The 15,972-nt window shown below is 70.0% G+C and carries 15 protein-coding genes; 11 read left to right on the top strand and 4 right to left on the bottom strand.

Going from position 1 to position 15,972, the window contains the following annotated elements:
• Positions 1-20: 20 nt before the first annotated feature.
• Positions 21-947 carry an FAD-dependent oxidoreductase gene (locus E0H50_RS21685; RefSeq protein ID WP_131291406.1) on the top strand — a complete coding sequence of 309 codons (927 nt, stop codon included), beginning with the start codon at positions 21-23 and terminating at the stop codon, positions 945-947.
• Positions 940-1,803: a homocysteine S-methyltransferase gene (gene mmuM, locus E0H50_RS21680; protein ID WP_238151127.1), complete on the top strand. Its 864-nt coding sequence runs from the start codon at positions 940-942 to the stop codon at positions 1,801-1,803. Before E0H50_RS21685 ends, mmuM begins: the two co-directional genes overlap by 8 nt.
• A 762-nt stretch (positions 1,804-2,565) precedes the next feature.
• On the opposite strand, the gene pdxR is transcribed toward mmuM, so the two are convergent.
• Together pdxR and E0H50_RS21670 are read right to left on the bottom strand one after the other, a co-directional pair.
• A complete protein-coding gene (gene pdxR / locus E0H50_RS21675) occupies positions 2,566-3,951 on the bottom strand; it encodes a MocR-like pyridoxine biosynthesis transcription factor PdxR (protein WP_131291404.1) in 1,386 nt (461 codons plus the stop codon).
• 54 nt (positions 3,952-4,005) lie between these two features.
• A complete protein-coding gene (locus E0H50_RS21670; RefSeq protein WP_238151126.1) occupies positions 4,006-5,004 on the bottom strand; it encodes an NAD(P)-dependent alcohol dehydrogenase in 999 nt (332 codons plus the stop codon).
• A gap of 100 nt (positions 5,005-5,104) precedes the next feature.
• Here E0H50_RS21670 and E0H50_RS21665 point away from each other — a divergent pair, with 100 nt between their 5' ends.
• The 5 genes from E0H50_RS21665 to E0H50_RS21645 all read left to right on the top strand — a co-directional run bounded on the left by E0H50_RS21665 (position 5,105) and on the right by E0H50_RS21645 (position 7,699).
• Positions 5,105-5,827, top strand: coding sequence for a TetR/AcrR family transcriptional regulator (locus E0H50_RS21665; protein ID WP_238151125.1), 723 nt, complete (start codon positions 5,105-5,107; stop codon positions 5,825-5,827).
• A gap of 88 nt (positions 5,828-5,915) precedes the next feature.
• The gene (locus E0H50_RS21660; RefSeq protein ID WP_131291400.1) at positions 5,916-6,125 is read left to right on the top strand and encodes a hypothetical protein; all 210 of its coding nucleotides are present in this window, start codon (positions 5,916-5,918) and stop codon (positions 6,123-6,125) included.
• A 132-nt stretch (positions 6,126-6,257) separates the two neighbouring features.
• Positions 6,258-6,449 carry a hypothetical protein gene (locus E0H50_RS21655; RefSeq protein WP_131291398.1) on the top strand — a complete coding sequence of 64 codons (192 nt, stop codon included), beginning with the start codon at positions 6,258-6,260 and terminating at the stop codon, positions 6,447-6,449.
• A gap of 69 nt (positions 6,450-6,518) precedes the next feature.
• Positions 6,519-6,980: a carboxymuconolactone decarboxylase family protein gene (locus E0H50_RS21650; protein ID WP_131291397.1), complete on the top strand. Its 462-nt coding sequence runs from the start codon at positions 6,519-6,521 to the stop codon at positions 6,978-6,980.
• Positions 6,981-6,991: 11 nt separating this feature from the next.
• Positions 6,992-7,699 (top strand): isocitrate lyase/PEP mutase family protein, encoded by a 708-nt coding sequence (locus tag E0H50_RS21645; RefSeq protein ID WP_131291395.1) that lies wholly within the window; start codon positions 6,992-6,994, stop codon positions 7,697-7,699.
• A gap of 28 nt (positions 7,700-7,727) precedes the next feature.
• On the opposite strand, the gene E0H50_RS21640 is transcribed toward E0H50_RS21645, so the two are convergent.
• Positions 7,728-9,620 carry a hypothetical protein gene (locus E0H50_RS21640; protein WP_238151124.1) on the bottom strand — a complete coding sequence of 631 codons (1,893 nt, stop codon included), beginning with the start codon at positions 9,618-9,620 and terminating at the stop codon, positions 7,728-7,730.
• A gap of 83 nt (positions 9,621-9,703) precedes the next feature.
• Between E0H50_RS21640 and E0H50_RS21635 the strand changes: the two genes are divergently transcribed.
• The 4 genes from E0H50_RS21635 (at position 9,704) to E0H50_RS21620 (ending at position 15,143) form a co-directional block, all read left to right on the top strand.
• Positions 9,704-10,192, top strand: coding sequence for a pyridoxamine 5'-phosphate oxidase family protein (locus E0H50_RS21635; RefSeq protein ID WP_131291391.1), 489 nt, complete (start codon positions 9,704-9,706; stop codon positions 10,190-10,192).
• Positions 10,193-10,267: 75 nt separating this feature from the next.
• Positions 10,268-10,906: a GntR family transcriptional regulator gene (locus E0H50_RS21630; protein ID WP_131291389.1), complete on the top strand. Its 639-nt coding sequence runs from the start codon at positions 10,268-10,270 to the stop codon at positions 10,904-10,906.
• A 23-nt stretch (positions 10,907-10,929) separates the two neighbouring features.
• Positions 10,930-12,117 (top strand): amidohydrolase, encoded by a 1,188-nt coding sequence (locus E0H50_RS21625; protein ID WP_131291387.1) that lies wholly within the window; start codon positions 10,930-10,932, stop codon positions 12,115-12,117.
• Between the two features lie 251 nt (positions 12,118-12,368).
• A complete protein-coding gene (locus E0H50_RS21620; RefSeq protein WP_165547241.1) occupies positions 12,369-15,143 on the top strand; it encodes a glycosyltransferase in 2,775 nt (924 codons plus the stop codon).
• 9 nt (positions 15,144-15,152) lie between these two features.
• Here E0H50_RS21620 and E0H50_RS21615 read toward each other — a convergent pair whose 3' ends face one another.
• Positions 15,153-15,971 (bottom strand): aldo/keto reductase, encoded by an 819-nt coding sequence (locus tag E0H50_RS21615; RefSeq protein WP_131291384.1) that lies wholly within the window; start codon positions 15,969-15,971, stop codon positions 15,153-15,155.
• Position 15,972: the final 1 nt, after the last annotated feature.

Genomic DNA, 15,972 nt, shown 5'->3' with positions numbered 1-15,972 from the left:
CTGTACGTAACACTGTGTGAATGCGCGTGATCGTGGTGGGTGCGGGCGTGATCGGGCTGAGCTGCGCCATCCGGCTCGCCGAGGGCGGGTACGACGTGGCGGTGCTCGCTCGCGATCTGCCGTTGGAGACGACCTCGTCGGTGGCGGCCGCAATCTGGTACCCGTACCTGTCGGCCCCGGAGGATCGCGTGGCCGGCTGGTCGCGGGCGACGTACGAGGAGTTCACGAAGCTGACGGAGCTCGAGCCGTCGGTACAACTGCGGCACGGGCGCGAGTTCCTGGTGGAGCGGACGCCGGACCCGCGGTGGGCCGACGTACTGCCGGATCTCACCCGGGTCGCGTCGCCGCCGGCCGGGTTCGCGGACGGGTGGGCCTTCACGGCGCCGGTGATCGACATGCCGGCGTACCTGCCCGCGTTGGTGAAACGGCTCGAGGCCGCGGGCGGGACGCTGACCCGGGCCGCGCTGTCCGCGTTGCCGACCGGGGCCGATCTCGTGGTGAACTGCACCGGCCTGGGCGCGCGGCTGACCGCGGGCGATCCGACGGTGACGCCGGTGCGTGGCCAGGTGCTGACGGTCGAGCCGTGCGGGCTGACCGACTGGCTGGTCGCGGACCGTTCGCCGGACGAGCTGACGTACGTGATTCCGCGGCAGAACGACGTGGTCGTCGGCGGCACCAGCCAGCCCGGCGACTGGAACCTGGCCGTCGACCCGAAGACCACCGAAGAGATCCTGGAGCGGGCGGCCGAGCTGGTTCCGCAACTGCGCAAGGCGAAAATCATCCGGCAGCGCGTCGGGCTGCGTCCGGCACGTCCGGCGATCCGCTGCGAGCTCGTGCGCACGCGCTCCGGCGAGCCGATCATCCACTGCTACGGCCACGGTGGCTCCGGAGTCACGCTCTCCTGGGGCTGCGCGGACGAGGTCTTCGAACTTGTCCAAGGTGTCTGACCACCTGGTCATCCTGGACGGCGGTCTGTCGAACGCTCTGGAGGACCGCGGCCACGACCTGTCCGACGCGCTGTGGTCCGCCCGCCTGCTGCGCGACGCGCCTTCGGAGATCGCCGCCGTGCACCGCGCGTACTACGCGGCCGGCGCGATGGTCGCGACCACGGCGAGCTACCAGGCCAGCGTGGACGGCTTCGCACGCGCCGGTGTCGAACGCGCCGAGGCCGAGCGCCTGATCACGAGCAGCGTCCGGATCGCCCTCGAGGTCCGCGACGAGTTCCCTGGGCGGTTGGTGGCTGCGTCCGTCGGGCCGTACGGCGCGATGCTCGCCGACGGCTCGGAGTACCGCGGCCGGTACGGCGTCAGCTCGCAGGTCCTCCGCGACTTCCACGGCCCGCGCCTCGAACTCCTCGCGGCCGCCGGCCCCGACCTGCTGGCCGTCGAAACCATCCCCGACACCGACGAGGCCGAGGTCCTGGTCGACCTCCTGCGCGAACTCGACTTCCCCGCGTGGTTCTCGTACTCGATCGAGGGCGACCACACCCGCGCCGGCCAACCGCTCACCGACGCCTTCGCGATCCCCGCCATCCCCCAAGTCATTGCAGTCGGCATCAACTGCTGCAAGCCGACCGACGTCCGAGCCGCCGTACAGACAGCCGTCGCCGTGTCCGGCAAGCCCGCGATCGCCTACCCCAACCGCGGCGAGTCCTGGGACGCGGTCGCCCGCACCTGGGTCGGCGACGGCACCGGGCCAGCAGCCTTGGCACCCGGCTGGGTCGAGGCGGGTGCGAAGTACGTCGGAGGCTGCTGCCGAGTAAGCCCAGACGACATCCAAGCGCTCGCGACGGGCGTTGCGTAGCCGCGCGCCACATGCCCTTCCTGCTTGTGTCTGCCGAGCTCGCCGATGCTCGACTGCGCTGGACGGTGACTGGTGCGCGGATGACGGGGCCGGGGATCGCGGGCGCTCGAACGGGTTATTGACCTCTCCTGCCCGATGTGTGGGCGGCGATCAACCCGATCCGAGATCATGCAACAGGCAATGGCGGGTAGGCACCCGGTATTACCTGTCCCCAGTCACCATTGCCTGTTCCCGGTGCGTGTTCCCAGTTGCCGCAATCGGCCGGGGGCAACGAGTGGTGGGTTTCGGCGGTGCGCCGGGACGGTGAGTGGCGTCGTCGGAGCGGGCGGTCTTGTCGGCAAAGAAACCGTCGCGATCTGCAGATTTGTTTCCCCGCTCTTCAGGGTTCGCCCCTGGACCGGGCAGCAGAGCAAACCCATACCTGCCCACCCACGACCTCCCCGGGGCCGCGGGCGTCCCCAAACCGGTTTGGGGAGGTTCACCTGCCGTCCTCGAGGTGCAGGGCTCCCCGAACTGGTTTGGGGAGCCCTTGAGCAGCCACGGGGATTGCGGGGGTGCGCGGCGGCTCGACAGGTAGTGCACCGGTGGGACGCCGTACGCGCGGACGCGATCACGCTCAGGTGCACTACCCAGCCACTCGACACCTCCTGTCGAGAACGCGCACTCAACCGCCCGCGCCGGCACCAACCAGCCAGCATCCCCAGCCGGCCGGGCATCAGCCTCGGTTCTTGTGCAGAGCCCGCAGATGGCGGCGCGGCGGGGTTAGACGCCGAGGACCTGGCAGAGGAGGTCTAGGGCTCCGGGGTAGGCGTGGTCCGGCGGGGTGCCGTAGCCGACGATGACTGCTTGGCGGGTGGCTGGGGTCGGGTCGAAGTGGTACGTCGTGAGCGTGGCGAGGCCGAGGCCCTGGCGCGCGGCTCGGGCGACCATGTCCTCGGCGTCGCCGGGCACGTCCAGCAGCACATGGAGGCCGGCCGAGATACCGGCCACCTCGACGGTCGGCGCGCGGACCGCGAGCAGTTCGACGAGGCGGTCGCGGCGGCGGCGGTAGTGCAGGCGGGAACGCCGTACGTGCCGGTCGTAGTGGCCGGAGGCAATGAATTCCGCGAGGATGAGCTGTTCGAGCGTCGCGGTCTGGAAGTCCGCCGTCCGCTTCGCCGCGACCACCGGCTCGATCAACCGCTGCGGCAGCACCGTCCACGCGAGCCGCAGCCCGGGCGCGAGGCTCTTGCTCGCAGTACCCGTGTACACGACGCGCTCCGGATCCAGCGCCTGCAACGCCCCGACCGCCTGCCGGTCGTACCGGAACTCGCCGTCGTAGTCGTCCTCGATCAGCACCGCCCCCGACTCCCGCGCCCACTCGACAGCAGCGGTACGGCGTTCCGGCGCGAGCGGCACGCCCGTCGGCATCTGATGGGCGGGCGTGAGCAGTACGCCCTGCCCGGTCAGCCCGGTGGTCTGGGCACCCAGCTCGTCGACCGGTACGGCGACCACGTCCAGGCCGCGCGCCCGGATCACGTCCCGATGCAGCCCGTACCCGAACTCCTCGACCGCGATCGTCGTACCGCCGAGCGTCTTGATCGCCTCGCTGAGCAGGCTCAGCGCCTGCACGTACCCGGAGCAGATCAGGATCAGCTCCGGGTCGGCCCGCACGCCGCGCGCCCGGGCCAGGTAGTCGGCGAGCACCCGCCGCAACTCGATCCGGCCGCGCGGATCGCCGAGCCCGAACGCCTCGTTCGGCGCCGCGGTCAGCGCCTTCCGCGCCGCGGCCAGCCATTCGGTCCGCGGGAACGTCGCCACATCCGGGGATCCCGGCGTCAGGTCGTACCGAAAATTCCGGGCCTCAGGCAACGAAACGGCCGGTGCCGGCGGTACGGCGGCGCGGCTCGCGACCACTGTCCCGGACCCTTGGCGCGCCGTCAGCCACCCTTCGGCCACGAGCTGCCCGTACGCGTCGGCGACCGTGTTCCGCGCGATCCCGAGATCCCGGGCCAGCGACCGCGACGACGGCAGCCGGGTCCCCGCCGTCAACCGCCCACTCCGGATCGACTCGTGCAACGCACGCGCCAACTCGTTCCGCCCCCGCGCCGCGGCCAGATCCAGGTGCAGATCCGCCCCCACCGCGTCCGGATCCCCCGAAGTCTCCATGAAACCGGACTGTATCGCGAGGCCGTCGAGGACCTCAGCACCGCCGGAGCCCGATCAGGCGGTGAATCCGGTGATGGCGATCTTGCCTCGGGCCTCGCCGGTGATGAGGCGGCGCATCGCGTCCGGGACCTGCTCGAGCGGATACGTGCGATCGAGGCTGGGAACTACCTGCCCGGTCTCGATGAGTTCGGTCAGGCGGGCCAGGTCGGCGCCGCGTTCCTTGTTGACGAAGGTGGTCAGGCGCTGGCGGATGAACGGTGAGAGGACAACGGCACGCAACTGCCGGTTCATGCCGCCGGTCGGGCCGCGGCCGTCCTCGCCGCCGGTGATGACTGCGGTCCCGGTGGCCGTCAGCGCACGCCGCAACCGCGACAGCGTCGGGTTACCCGCGATGTCGATGATCAGGTCGTAGCGATTCGGACCGTCGGCGAAGTCGGCGCGCTTGTAGTCGATGACATGGTCGGCTCCGAGCGCCCGGACGAACTCGAGCTTCGCCGTACTGGCCACCCCGGTCACCTCGGCACCGAACGCCTTGGCGAGCTGTACGGCGAAACTGCCGACGCCACCCGACGCCCCGATGACCAGCACGTGCTGCCCGGACGACACCCGGCCGACGGTCAACGCGTCGAGCGCGGTAAGTCCGGAGATCGGCACCACGGCGGCTTCCTCGAACGAGAGGTTCGCCGGTTTCCGCACGAGCTTGTCCGCGCGGCCCACGGCGTACTGTGCGAACGAGCCCGGCGCGACGCCGTACACCTCGTCGCCGACCGCGTGCGTCTTCACGCCGGAGCCGATCGCCTCGACCGTGCCGGCGACATCTCGTCCCGGGACCGGATTGCGCGGCCGGCGGAGCCCGAACGCGAGCCGGATCGGGTACGGCGTTCCGGTCATCAGATGCCAGGTGCCGCGGTCGAGACCGGCTGCGTGCACGCGGACGAGCACCTCGTCGGCGCCCGGTTCGGGCCGGGCGAGCTGCCCGGAGCGCAGGACGTCGACCGAGCCGTATCCGTCCTGGACGATCGCGCGCATGGTGGTCGTGACTGTCGAGGCCATTGGTGTCCCCTGGTGGATTGAGGCGCCCCCCAGAGCACCGGATTTCGTACTAAGTACGGACAACGTATCGTACTTTGTACGAAACTGCTATGGTCCAGCTGTGGAGGAGCCGAGGCAGCGGGCGCGACTGAGCCGGGAACGAGTGCTGCGGGCGGCCGTCGAAGTGGCCGACGCGGGTGGGCTGGCGGGACTGACCATCCGCTCGCTGGCCCAGGAGCTCGGCGCCAAGCCGATGTCGGTCTACTACCACGTGGCCGGCAAGGACGAGATCCTCGACGGCATCATCGACCACGTCTTCAGCCAGATCGAACTGCCGTCGGCCGACGGCGACTGGCGGACCGAGCTGCGGCGGCGGGCGGCGTCGGCACGTGACGTGCTGCGGCGGCATCGCTGGGCGATCAGCCTGATGGAATCCCGGACGTCGCCAGGCCCGGCGACCCTGCGCCACCACGACGCGGTCATCGCCACGCTCCGCGCGGCCGGGTTCTCCCTCGAGATGACCGCGCACGCCTATGCGTTGATCGACAGCTACATCTACGGCTTCGCACTCCAGGAGGCCGCGCTGCCGTTCGAGGGCCCCGACACCGTGGCCGACGTGGCGGAGTCGATCATGGAGCAGTTCGACGCCGACGCCTACCCGCATCTCGTCGAACTGGCCACCGGCTACTACTTCAAGACCAGCTACGACTTCGGCGACGAGTTCGACTTCGGCCTCAATCTGATCCTCGACGGCCTGAGCGCCGCCCTGCCGGCCGAGTCCGCCGAGGATCGGGAGTCGCGACCGGCGCCGGATTACCGGCGTCCGGGTACGTTGAACCCATAACGCCCAACGAGGGCAGTGGCTTCGCGCTGCGGCTCCGCGAATTCAAGACATCCGGCGGGCTACCGACCGGAACGGCGGGACAGACCTCATGAGCGATTCCGTGGACCACGACAGCTACCGGCTCGATCACCTCCAACTTCCCGCTCACGTCCACGTCCGGATCGGCGGCGACTGGCGCTCAGGATGGCTGATCGGCTGCGACCGCCAACTGTCCGGCTGGCACGGCCTCGTCCAGTACCAGGACGACGGCCTCCCCGAGACCACCGCCTGGTTCCCCGCGGAAGAGATCAGATCGTGACGGCAAACTGGTCCCGTCGGGTCTTGGCCAGCGCTTTCCGGACCAGACAGGAGTAGTGTCGAGGTAGTTCCGGAATCGACGACATCCGCTTGAGGTGCCGGCCACACCGGCCCTCTCCCCCAAGGGGATGTCATGTCCGTATTTCGTCGTACCCTGACCACACCCGAACCCGCACCAGAGCCCGCGCCGGCGCAGGCGCCGACCGACGACCTGGCACCGCTGGGGTCGGCCGTGGACGAGCTCCTCAAGCCGATCCAGAAGCGAGCGCCGGGGAACCCGATGAGCCGCTCCTGGCGGCGTTGGGTTCGTCGCCCCAAGGCCTGACAATTGGCCCCCCGATCTCCGCGGGGATTGGACCATGGGGCTGGGCCGGTTCATGTCTAGGTTGAAGGCATGAGCACAACAACGCGGCGGGTCAAGCTCGCCAACCTGGTTCCGGACTTCTACAAAGCCATGATCGAGCTGGACCGGGTGTCGGACGAGGGGATCGACCCGAAGCTGGCGCATCTGGTGCGGATCCGGGCGTCGCAGATCAACGGGTGCGCGTACTGCACCGACATGCACTCGCTCGACCTGCGGGAGCTCGGCGAGGACCAGCAGCAGCGGATCGCGCTGCTCCCGGTGTGGCGGGAGGCACCGAAGTTCTACACCGAGCAGGAGAAGGCCGCACTGCAGCTGACCGAGGCGATCACGCTGATCAGCGTCGACCACGTCCCGGACGACGTGTACGAGGTCGCCGCGCAGGCGTTCGGCGAGAAGGAGCTCGCGCAGCTGATCGCGTTGATCATCACCATCAACATGTGGACCCGGGTCGGGGTCACCGGCCGGATGGAACCCGGCCACTACAAGCCGTGAGGGGAACCGACGTGACGGCTGAACTGTTCAGAGCCCTCCACCACGGCGGCACTCCCCTGGTCCTCCCGAACGCCTGGGACCCGGTGAGCGCGCGCCTCGTCGCCGAGGCCGGCTTCTCCGCCGTAGCCACCAGCAGCGGCGCGGTCGCCCGCGTTCTCGGGTACGACGACGGGCAGCTGACCCCGCCGGAGAAGATGTTCGCCGCCGTGGCGCGGATCGTCCGCGCGGTCGACGTACCGGTCACCGCGGATCTGGAGGCCGGGTACGGTCTGCCGCCGAAGGAGTTCGCGGAGCGGTTGCTGGAGACCGGCGCGGTCGGCTGCAACCTCGAGGACTCGGTCGACGGCGCACTGGTCGACGTCGCCCAGCAGGCGGACTATCTGGCCGAGGTACGTGCGGCCGCAGGCGCCGAGCTGGTGATCAACGCGCGCGTCGACACGTTCCTCCGACCGGTGGACGACCCGGTCGCCGAGGCTGTACGGCGAGGACGCGAGTACCGGCGCGCTGGGGTCGACTGCGTGTATCCGATCCTCGCGCCGCTCGACCAGCTGGCCCAGGTGGCCGAAGCGGTCGGCGGGCCGATCAACGGGCACGCGAAGACCGGTGGACCGACGCCGGCCGAGCTCGCCGCGGCGGGCGCGACGCGGATCTCGTACGGGACGAGCGTGCACGAGTACGTGATGGCCCAACTCCGCGAGCTCCTCCCGACGCTGGCCTAGTGCTTACGTCCGAAGAACCGGCGAGACGTTACGCCGGTTCTTCGGACGTAAGGGCTCGTAGGGCGTAGACGAGGGCCCAGTCCTGGTCGTTCGCGAGGGGGTCGGCGATGTGGGCGGGCTGGCCGTTGACGCAGCTCGGGTACACGAACGCGCAGGTCGCCGATCCGTCCGCGGCGAAGCTGACCAGGTTCGCGCGGAGGATCGCGTCCTCCGCGCGATCCAGCCAGGCGGCCTCGTCCGGCGTCACGAGTTCGCGGGGCCAGGCGGCGTACACGACCGCGCTCAACGCGGACCAGTAGTGCGGGAAGACGTCGCCCCACAGGCGCAGCCGGCCGAACCAGTAGCCGTCCCAGTGCCGGACCGGCACGTGCCGCAGCCGTACGTCGGGCTGGTCGGCGGCGAACGCGGTCAGCCACGGGAGGCGCCGGGTCAGCTCGGCGCCGTCGATCTGGTCCGGCGCGACGCGGTAGGCCGACACGAGCAGCTCGAGGAGCGGGGCGACCATCGACTGCTCGTAGTTCACCTCGTGCGGCGGCAGCTCGTCGCCGTACCCGATGAAGGTCGTCGCGTGCCGGACGAGGTGCTCGTGGAGGCCGAGTTCGCTCAGCAGCGGGCCGAGGTCGAAGGCGAGGAAGTGGTCGCCGCCGAGTTCGTAGTACCGGTTGAGGATGCGCGTCGCGCCGGCGCGATCGCCCTGGCCGATCAGGAAGCGGGCGAACCACGGGAAGTTGTAGAGGCGTACGGCGTTCTGGTGGACGCTGTCGTCCTGGATCGTGCCGTGCTCGTCGAGCAGATGCTCGCGGACGAACTGCTCGTATCCGGTCAGCGCCTCGTCCAGTTCGGCGCGGTCGCCCCAGCCGCGGTCGCGGACCTCCTGCAGGAGCAGGGCCATGCCGACGCGTTCGCGGGCGTCGTTCCAGTCGCGCCAGGCGCTGGACAGGACGGTGAGACCGCTCTCGTTGTCGTACGGCACGAACGCGTACTTGCGGCTGTCGGGTAGCTCCGGTCGCCGTTGCCGGTCGAGGACGAAGCGGGCGCGGCGTTCGGCGATCGTGCGCAGCGGCTCGTGGAAAAGGACCGCGATCCGGGACCGGCCGTCGGGAGCTTCGACGTACTGGAGGCCGGGCTCGCTGCTGGTGATCTCGCGCCCGTCGTGGAGCTGGATCGTCTCGCCGACCTCGACGGCGAGGCGGTCGGCGCCGACGAGCGGTGCGCGGTCCGCATGGAAGGCGGGCAGGTCGTCGCACCAGGCCAGCTGCCAGGTCCAGCGGTACGACGCTCCTGGCGCGAGCGTGATGGCCGGTTGGCCTCCCATCGCGCCGGGTACCCGTGCATGGTCGGTGACATGGAGGTAGATGTGGCCGCGGATGTTGCTGCTCGTGCCGGGCTCGCGGGACTCGACCGAGTACGCCCAGAGCTCGCCCTCCGTGAGCTGCAGGCCGAGCCCGGGTCCGCTGCCGTCCATCGGCACCGCCCAGACCCACGCGTCCGCGCCGCCCGTCCAGACATGTGCGTGCACCGCGCCGGTGAGACTCTCCCGGCTCGACGTGTAGACATCGCGGTACGGCGTACTGATCGCCAGCGAACCGACTTCGACCGGGTCGGAGCCGGTGTTGCGGAGCTCGTACGTCTCGGTCCACCGCTCACCGAACCGGCGGCCGGCCCGGAGCTCCAGGTCGCCGAACTGGTACATCAGGTCAATGCCGCTGCTCCGCCACCGGGTGAACGCCGGGGCGTCGAACCGGTGCGCGCCACGATCGGTGGCGACGAAACCTTTACCCCAGGCGTGCAGGCTGTCGTGCACGGCGCCATCAACGCCATCGTCCAGCAGGACGCGCCGTCCGTCCGGGTGCAGCACCTGTGCGACCGCTCCGTCGTCGGCGAGCTGGACCTTCCCGCGACCGAACTCAAAACTTTCCACGATCCGCCAACCTATCGATGTCGAGAACCCCGCGGCGGCTCCGTCCCCCTGATGAGAACAACCTCCTCAGATTGGATACCGAGATGAACCAGCAGCAGATCGCCGAGATCCTCGCCAAGCCGTACGCGCAGCAGCTCCTGAACGGCTCCGAGCCGGCCCGCTTCGCCTACGACGGCCTCGACGGCGACCCCCGGGTGATCCCGATCGGGTTCTGGGTCGAGGGCGACCAGATCCAGATCGCCACCGCGCCCAAGACCGCCAAGGTCGCCGCACTCCGCAAGAACCCGAAGGTCGCGCTCACCATCGACACCGGCGCGTTCCCGCCCAAGGTGCTGCTGCTCCGTGGCACCGCGTCGCTCGAGCTGGTCCCGGGCGTTCCCGAGGGCTACCTGATCGCCGGCCACAAGGTCATGACCGACGAGCAGTACCCGGGCTGGGCCGAGGGCGTGAAGGCCCTGTACGACGAGATGGTGGTCATCACGGTCACGCTGACGTGGGCCAAGCTGCTCGACTTCGAGACGACGATCCCGAAGGCCGTCGAGGACCTGATCAAGGAGAAGTCGGCCGGCTGATTCGCCCGCTGACCGGCCGGTACGCCATGCTGGGAATCGGCTGGTGAATGGCATACCAAACGCTGGAGAGGGTCGATGAGCGAGAGCCGGGAGTCGGAGACCGAACGGGTCACGCGGCAGCTGCGGGGCGAGATCCTCGACGGGGTGCGGCCGCCGGGTGAGCGGCTGGTCGAGCGCGAGCTGGCCGCCGCGCTGCACGTCAGCCGGGTGCCGGTGCGGGAGGCCCTGAAGGCGCTCGTCAACGAAGGCCTGGTGACGTTGCGGCCGCGCTCGTGGGCGGTGGTGCGGACGTTCACCGACTCCGACATCGCCGATCTCACCGAGGTCCGGGAGGCGTTCGAGCCGCTGACGTTCCGGCTCGCGGCGGAACGGCGTACCCGGGAAGGACTCGACCGGCTGCGGGCGGTTCTGGACGAGCAGCTGGTCGCGGCGCGGGCGAAGGACGCCGTCGTCGCGCGACGGAAGGCGGCCGACTTCCACGAGATCGTGACCGAGCTGGCGTCCAACGAGCTGCTGGTCGAGATCGAGCGCCCGTTGCGCAGCCGGATGCGCTGGCTGCTGACCCAGCACGACGACCTGATCGCGGTTGCCGGCCAGCACCTGGAGCTGTTCACCGCGATCGCCAACCGGGACGTCGACGCCGCCGAACGTCTCGCCACCGAGCACCTCGCGCAGTCCCACGTGCTGTTCCGGAGCAGCCGCGGGATGGAGTGAGAATTTGGTATACCATTCTGCCCATGACCTCCTTGCTGCTTGCTGACGTGCGCCCTTGGGGCGGCGACGCGGTCGACGTGACGATCGTCGGCGGCGTGATCTCGGACCTCTCCCCCGCCGGGACCAGCACGGAGTCTGAGCAGCGGGTCGACGGACGCGGGTTGCTGGCGCTGCCGGGGTTCGTCAACGCGCATGCGCACGTCGACAAGAGCTGGTGGGGTCAGCCCTGGGTGTCGTACGGCGGTCAGCCGACCACGCAGGGCCGGATCGCGCACGAGCGCGCCGAGCGGGACAAGTACGGCATCCCGAGCGTCGACGGCGCGAAGGCGGTGCTGCGTGAGTTCCTCCGGCACGGTACGACGGCGACCCGCACGCATGTCGACGTCGACCTCGGTGTCGAACTGCGTGGCATCGCGAACGTACTCGAGGCAGCGGCCGCGCTCGACGGCGCCGTCGACGTGGAGATCGTCGCGTTCCCGCAGGACGGCGTACTCCGGCGTCCCGGCGTCCTCGACCTGCTCGACAAAGCGGCGGCCGAAGGGGCGACGAGCATCGGCGGTCTCGACCCGGCGACGATCGACCGCGACCCGGTCGGCCAGCTGGACGCGCTGTTCGAGATCGCGCACCGGCGCGAGGTCGGTATCGACATCCACTTGCACGACCGCGGCGACCTCGGCGCGTTCCAGTACGAACTGATCGCCGAGCGCACCGCACAGGCCGGTCTGCAGGGCAAGGTGAACGTGTCGCACGGGTTCGCGCTCGGCGAGCTGCCCCCGGCGCGACGGACCGAACTGGTCGACCAGCTCGGCGCGGCCGGGATCTCCTGGACCACGGTCGCTCCGCCCACCTCGGCGCCGCTGCCGTTCCGCGAGATGCGCGCGGCGGGCGTCCCGATCGGCCTCGGCACCGACGGCATCCGCGACCTGTGGTCGCCGTACGGCGATGGCGACCTGCTGCAGATCGCCCGCGGTTTCGCCCGGCTGCACGGACTCCGCACCGACGAGGACCTGACGTACGCGGTCGAGCTCGCGACGACGTACGGCGCCTCCTTCGTGCACCGCGAGAACCACGGCCTCACCGTCGGCGCTCGCGCGGACATCGTGCTGCTCGACGCCGAGAACGCGCCCGACGTACTGGTCCGCGCACCGCGTCGTGAGTACGTGATCGCCGGCGGCCAGGTCGTCGTCCGCGACGGCGAACTCCAGGTGTGAGTACTGGTACTGCCGTCGGACGCACGCTGTGGTCGCCGTTCGCGCTGGGCGCCTTCGCCGAGCACTACAGCGGCGGCCTTCGGTAACAAATGGGCGTTCCTGGCAACCAACTGAGAGTCCCACTGCATCTATAGGTATGAGTCCGGGGGGACTCATACCAAGTGCGCAGGCCGCGGAGTGGTCTGTCCCAATACCGGTCTAGTCCTTAAATGTCAAGACTGGCCGGGAGATCTCGTGGGGGGATTAACACTGTGGATGACGGAATGCCGGCGCGGCTCGACGGATCCGTCCGGCTGCTCGTCGGCCCGGCCAACTTCGCGGGTCAGGGCACCCGGTGGGCCCGGGCGCTCGAGGAGCGGGTGCCGGCCACGAAGGCGACGTCGTTCGCCTTCTTCAAGGGAGTGCTCGACTACCCGGTCGACTACGGCGTACCTGCGCGCACGTACCGGCGTAATCCGCGCTGGCGGCTGAACTTCTACAACCACGTCGTGCGCAACTACACGCACGTGCTGCTCGAGGCGGCCCGGCCGATCTTCGGCCCCCTGCACGGGCCGGACGGGTCCTTCGAGATCCCGCATCTGCTCACCAAGGGTCTGCAGGTGGGGCTGATCGCCCACGGCTCCGACGTCCGCATCCCCAGCCGGCACGCGGAGACCGAGCCGTGGTCGCCGTTCCCCAACCTGGACGACGAGACCGTCGAGCTGCTCGAACGCAATTCCACCCGGGCCGTCGAGCTGTTCACGTCGTACCCGGGCCGGGTGTACGTCTCCACCCCCGATCTGCTCGACTACGTCCCGAACGCGATCTGGTGCCCGGTGATCGTCGACGTCGAGGCCTGGCGCAGTGACGCCCCGGTGCTCGCGCACAGGAAGCCGGTGGTGGCGCACGCGCCGAGCAAGTCGGCCATGAAGGGTTCCGAGCTGATCGACCCGATCATGGAGAGCCTGGCGGAGCGGGGCCTGATCACCTATCGCAGGGTCGAGGGTGTCGACCCGGCGGACATGCCGGCCGTCTACCGCGACGCCGACATCGTGCTCGACCAGTTCCGCATCGGCAGTTACGGCGTCGCCGCGTGCGAGGCGATGGCGGCGGGCCGGGTCGTGGTGGGGCACATCGCCCAGCACGTCCGGGACCGCGTGGCCGCGGAGACCGGGCTGGACCTGCCGATCGTCGACGCGACCCCCGACACCGTCGAGCAGGTCGTCCTCGACCTGATCGCGCACCCGGAGCGGGGCCGTGAGATCGCGGCCCGCGGAGCGGACTTCGTCGAGATGGTGCACGACGGCAGCTGGTCGGCGGACGCCCTGGCCGCGCTCGTCGAGCAGTCGACCCAGTCCAGTCCGGTGCCTGTCGACTGGAAGCCGTCCTGGATCCGGCCCAAGGTCGTGATGATGGCCGGCAACGACATCGTCGTCGACGCCCGCGTGCTCAAGTACGCGCAGACGGTCGCCAACTGGGACCTCGACGTCACCTGCATCGGCCTCCCCGGACGCCGGTTCCGGGGCGTCCGCTACTTCGGCAAGGTGCAGGTGCTGTGCCCGATCATCCCGTCGAAGGTGCTGCTGACGGGGTGGCGCAAACGGCTGGCCAACCTCAAGACGAACCTGCGGCCGTGGTTCAGGACCGAAGCCGAGTACACGCTGGCCTACGGCCGCTGGCAGTACGCGAGCCGCGAGCTGCGCGGCGACCGCGGCCGCGACCGCCGCGATCACCAGCGCGCCGGCGGCGAGTCCGGCTCAGCCAAGCGGTCCGTCCGCGACCGGATGCGGCGGGCGGTGCGCTGGCGGATGCTGCGGCTGCACCGCGCCGTCCTCCAGGCCCGCGCGTACTCGTTCCGGCGTACCAGGCCCGCGGCCGACATCACCGACCTGGGCATCGGCAAGCGGCGCGAGCGGCTGCTCGCCCTGTACCGCTACCTGCCGTCGGGGCGCTGGCGGCGGGTGATGCCCGAGCTCGTCGACCAGGAGCTGACGCTGGGCCCGCTGCTCGACCGCCTGCTGATCGAGGTCATCCACGTGCACGACGTGTTCATGCTCGGCATCGCGGCGCGGGCAGCGCACCGGGCGGCGCTCGACGGGCGGACGATCAAGATCATCTACGACGCCCACGAGTACATCCCGGGCGTGCCGGTCGTGGCTCCGCGCCGAGTCGCGGCGTACAGCGATCTCGAACGCGAGTTCATCCGCGACGCCGACCGCGTCGTCACGGTGTCCGAGCCGCTGGCGCAGTGGCTCAAGCGTGACCACAAGCTGACCGAGCTGCCCGACGTGGTCCTCAACGCCCCGGTCTCGCCGCCCGAGGACACCGAGGTGGTAGGCCTGCGCGAGCAGCTGCGGTTGCCCGAGGACGTTCCGCTGCTGGTGTACGGCGGCGGCGTCAACCGTGCTCGCGGCGTCGGGACGGCGGTCGAAGGGCTGACGCACTTGCCTGGGGTCCATCTCGCGATCGTCGCGCGGGCCAACTCCGTCACCGCCGAGTTGGAGGCCCGCGCCGCCGAGCTGGGCGTGGCCGACCGCGTGCACCTGGCGCCGTTCGTCGCGGCCGAGGTCGTGCCGCTGTACCTTCGCTCGGCCACCATCGGTCTCAGCCCGCTGCTGCACGCGCCGAACCACGACATTGCGGTGACGAACAAGTTCTGCGAGTACATCGCCGCCGGGCTGCCCATCATCACCAGCGATACCCCGGCACAGGCCGATCTGGTGAAGGAGCTGGACCTCGGAGCGGTCTACCCCGCGGGTGACGTGGACGGCCTCGTGCGGGCAGTTCAGACGGTGCTCGCCGACCGCGACCGCATCGCCCAACGCATCGCCAACGACCCCGAACTACAGCATCGGTTCTCGTGGGCAGCGCAGGCCGAGGTCCTCCGGTCGGTGTACGCCGACGTGATGGGGACCTTGCCCGACGCCGCCTGGGCCCCTGGCGCGACCGTCGTACGCAAGCTCCTCCCCGGCCCGCCCGAACTGCCGGAGACGAGGTGGCGGGCCTTCAGGGAGAAGATGGCGAAGAGCACCAGCCTGCTGGTCTGAGGCTGGTGCTCAGGACCACCACTTGCCGCTCTGGGACAGGGCGTCCGCCGTCAGGTTGGTGGTGTCGAGCGCGTCCAGAGCGGCGACCGAGGCGTCGTCCAGCTCGAAGTCGAACACGTTGAAGTTCTCGACGATGCGGTCCTGGTGGATCGACTTCGGGATGACCGAGAGGCCCTTCTGGATCGCCCAGCGGATCAGGACCTGCGCCGGTGTGTGGCCGGTCGCCTCGGCGATGCGGGCGATGGCCGGGTCGCCGAGGTGGCGTCCGGTGCCGAGCGGGCTGTACGCCTGCACGACGACATCCGCCTCCTCGCAGGCCTCGACGAGTTCCTTGCGGTACTCGAACGGGCTGAACAGGACCTGGTTCGCGGCCGGCTGGATCCGGGCGATCTTGCTCAGCGCCTGCAGCTCGGCGGCGCTGAAGTTGGAGATGCCGATGCCCTTGGTGAGGCCCGCGTCCACGGCGGCTTCCATCGCCGGCCAGGCCCAGGTCGGCCCGCCCTGCGGCCAGTGGATCAGGTAGAGGTCGAGGTAGTCGGTCCCGAGCCGCTCGAGGCTCTTCTCCGCCTCGACCCGCGCGTCCTTCCCACCCGGGTAGAACTTCGTCGTCAGGAAGATCTCTTCGCGTGGGACCCCGCTCTCCCGGATCGCCTTCCCGACGCTGGCCTCGTTGCGGTACGCCTGCGCGGTGTCGATCAGCCGGTAGCCGGCCTCGAGTGCCCAGGTGACGGCGCGCTCGCACTCCGCCCCGTCATCCACCTGCCAGACCCCGAGCCCAAGCACCGGGATCTCAGTTCCGTTGGACAGCTGCCGAGTATTAGCGGTCATG

Source organism: Kribbella sindirgiensis, assembly GCF_004331435.1.
In the GTDB taxonomy this organism is placed as follows: domain Bacteria; phylum Actinomycetota; class Actinomycetes; order Propionibacteriales; family Kribbellaceae; genus Kribbella; species Kribbella sindirgiensis.
This window is presented reverse-complemented; position numbering and strand designations above follow the sequence as displayed.

Coding starts and splice junctions, on each gene's coding strand:
- E0H50_RS21685 (WP_131291406.1), top strand. CDS start 21: ATGCGCGTGATCGTGGTGGGTGCGGGCGTGATCGGGCTGAGCTGCGCC.
- pdxR (WP_131291404.1), bottom strand. CDS start 3,951: ATGGAGACTTCGGGGGATCCGGACGCGGTGGGGGCGGATCTGCACCTG.
- E0H50_RS21670 (WP_238151126.1), bottom strand. CDS start 5,004: ATGGCCTCGACAGTCACGACCACCATGCGCGCGATCGTCCAGGACGGA.
- E0H50_RS21660 (WP_131291400.1), top strand. CDS start 5,916: ATGAGCGATTCCGTGGACCACGACAGCTACCGGCTCGATCACCTCCAA.
- E0H50_RS21655 (WP_131291398.1), top strand. CDS start 6,258: ATGTCCGTATTTCGTCGTACCCTGACCACACCCGAACCCGCACCAGAG.
- E0H50_RS21650 (WP_131291397.1), top strand. CDS start 6,519: ATGAGCACAACAACGCGGCGGGTCAAGCTCGCCAACCTGGTTCCGGAC.
- E0H50_RS21635 (WP_131291391.1), top strand. CDS start 9,704: ATGAACCAGCAGCAGATCGCCGAGATCCTCGCCAAGCCGTACGCGCAG.
- E0H50_RS21630 (WP_131291389.1), top strand. CDS start 10,268: ATGAGCGAGAGCCGGGAGTCGGAGACCGAACGGGTCACGCGGCAGCTG.
- E0H50_RS21625 (WP_131291387.1), top strand. CDS start 10,930: ATGACCTCCTTGCTGCTTGCTGACGTGCGCCCTTGGGGCGGCGACGCG.
- E0H50_RS21615 (WP_131291384.1), bottom strand. CDS start 15,971: ATGACCGCTAATACTCGGCAGCTGTCCAACGGAACTGAGATCCCGGTG.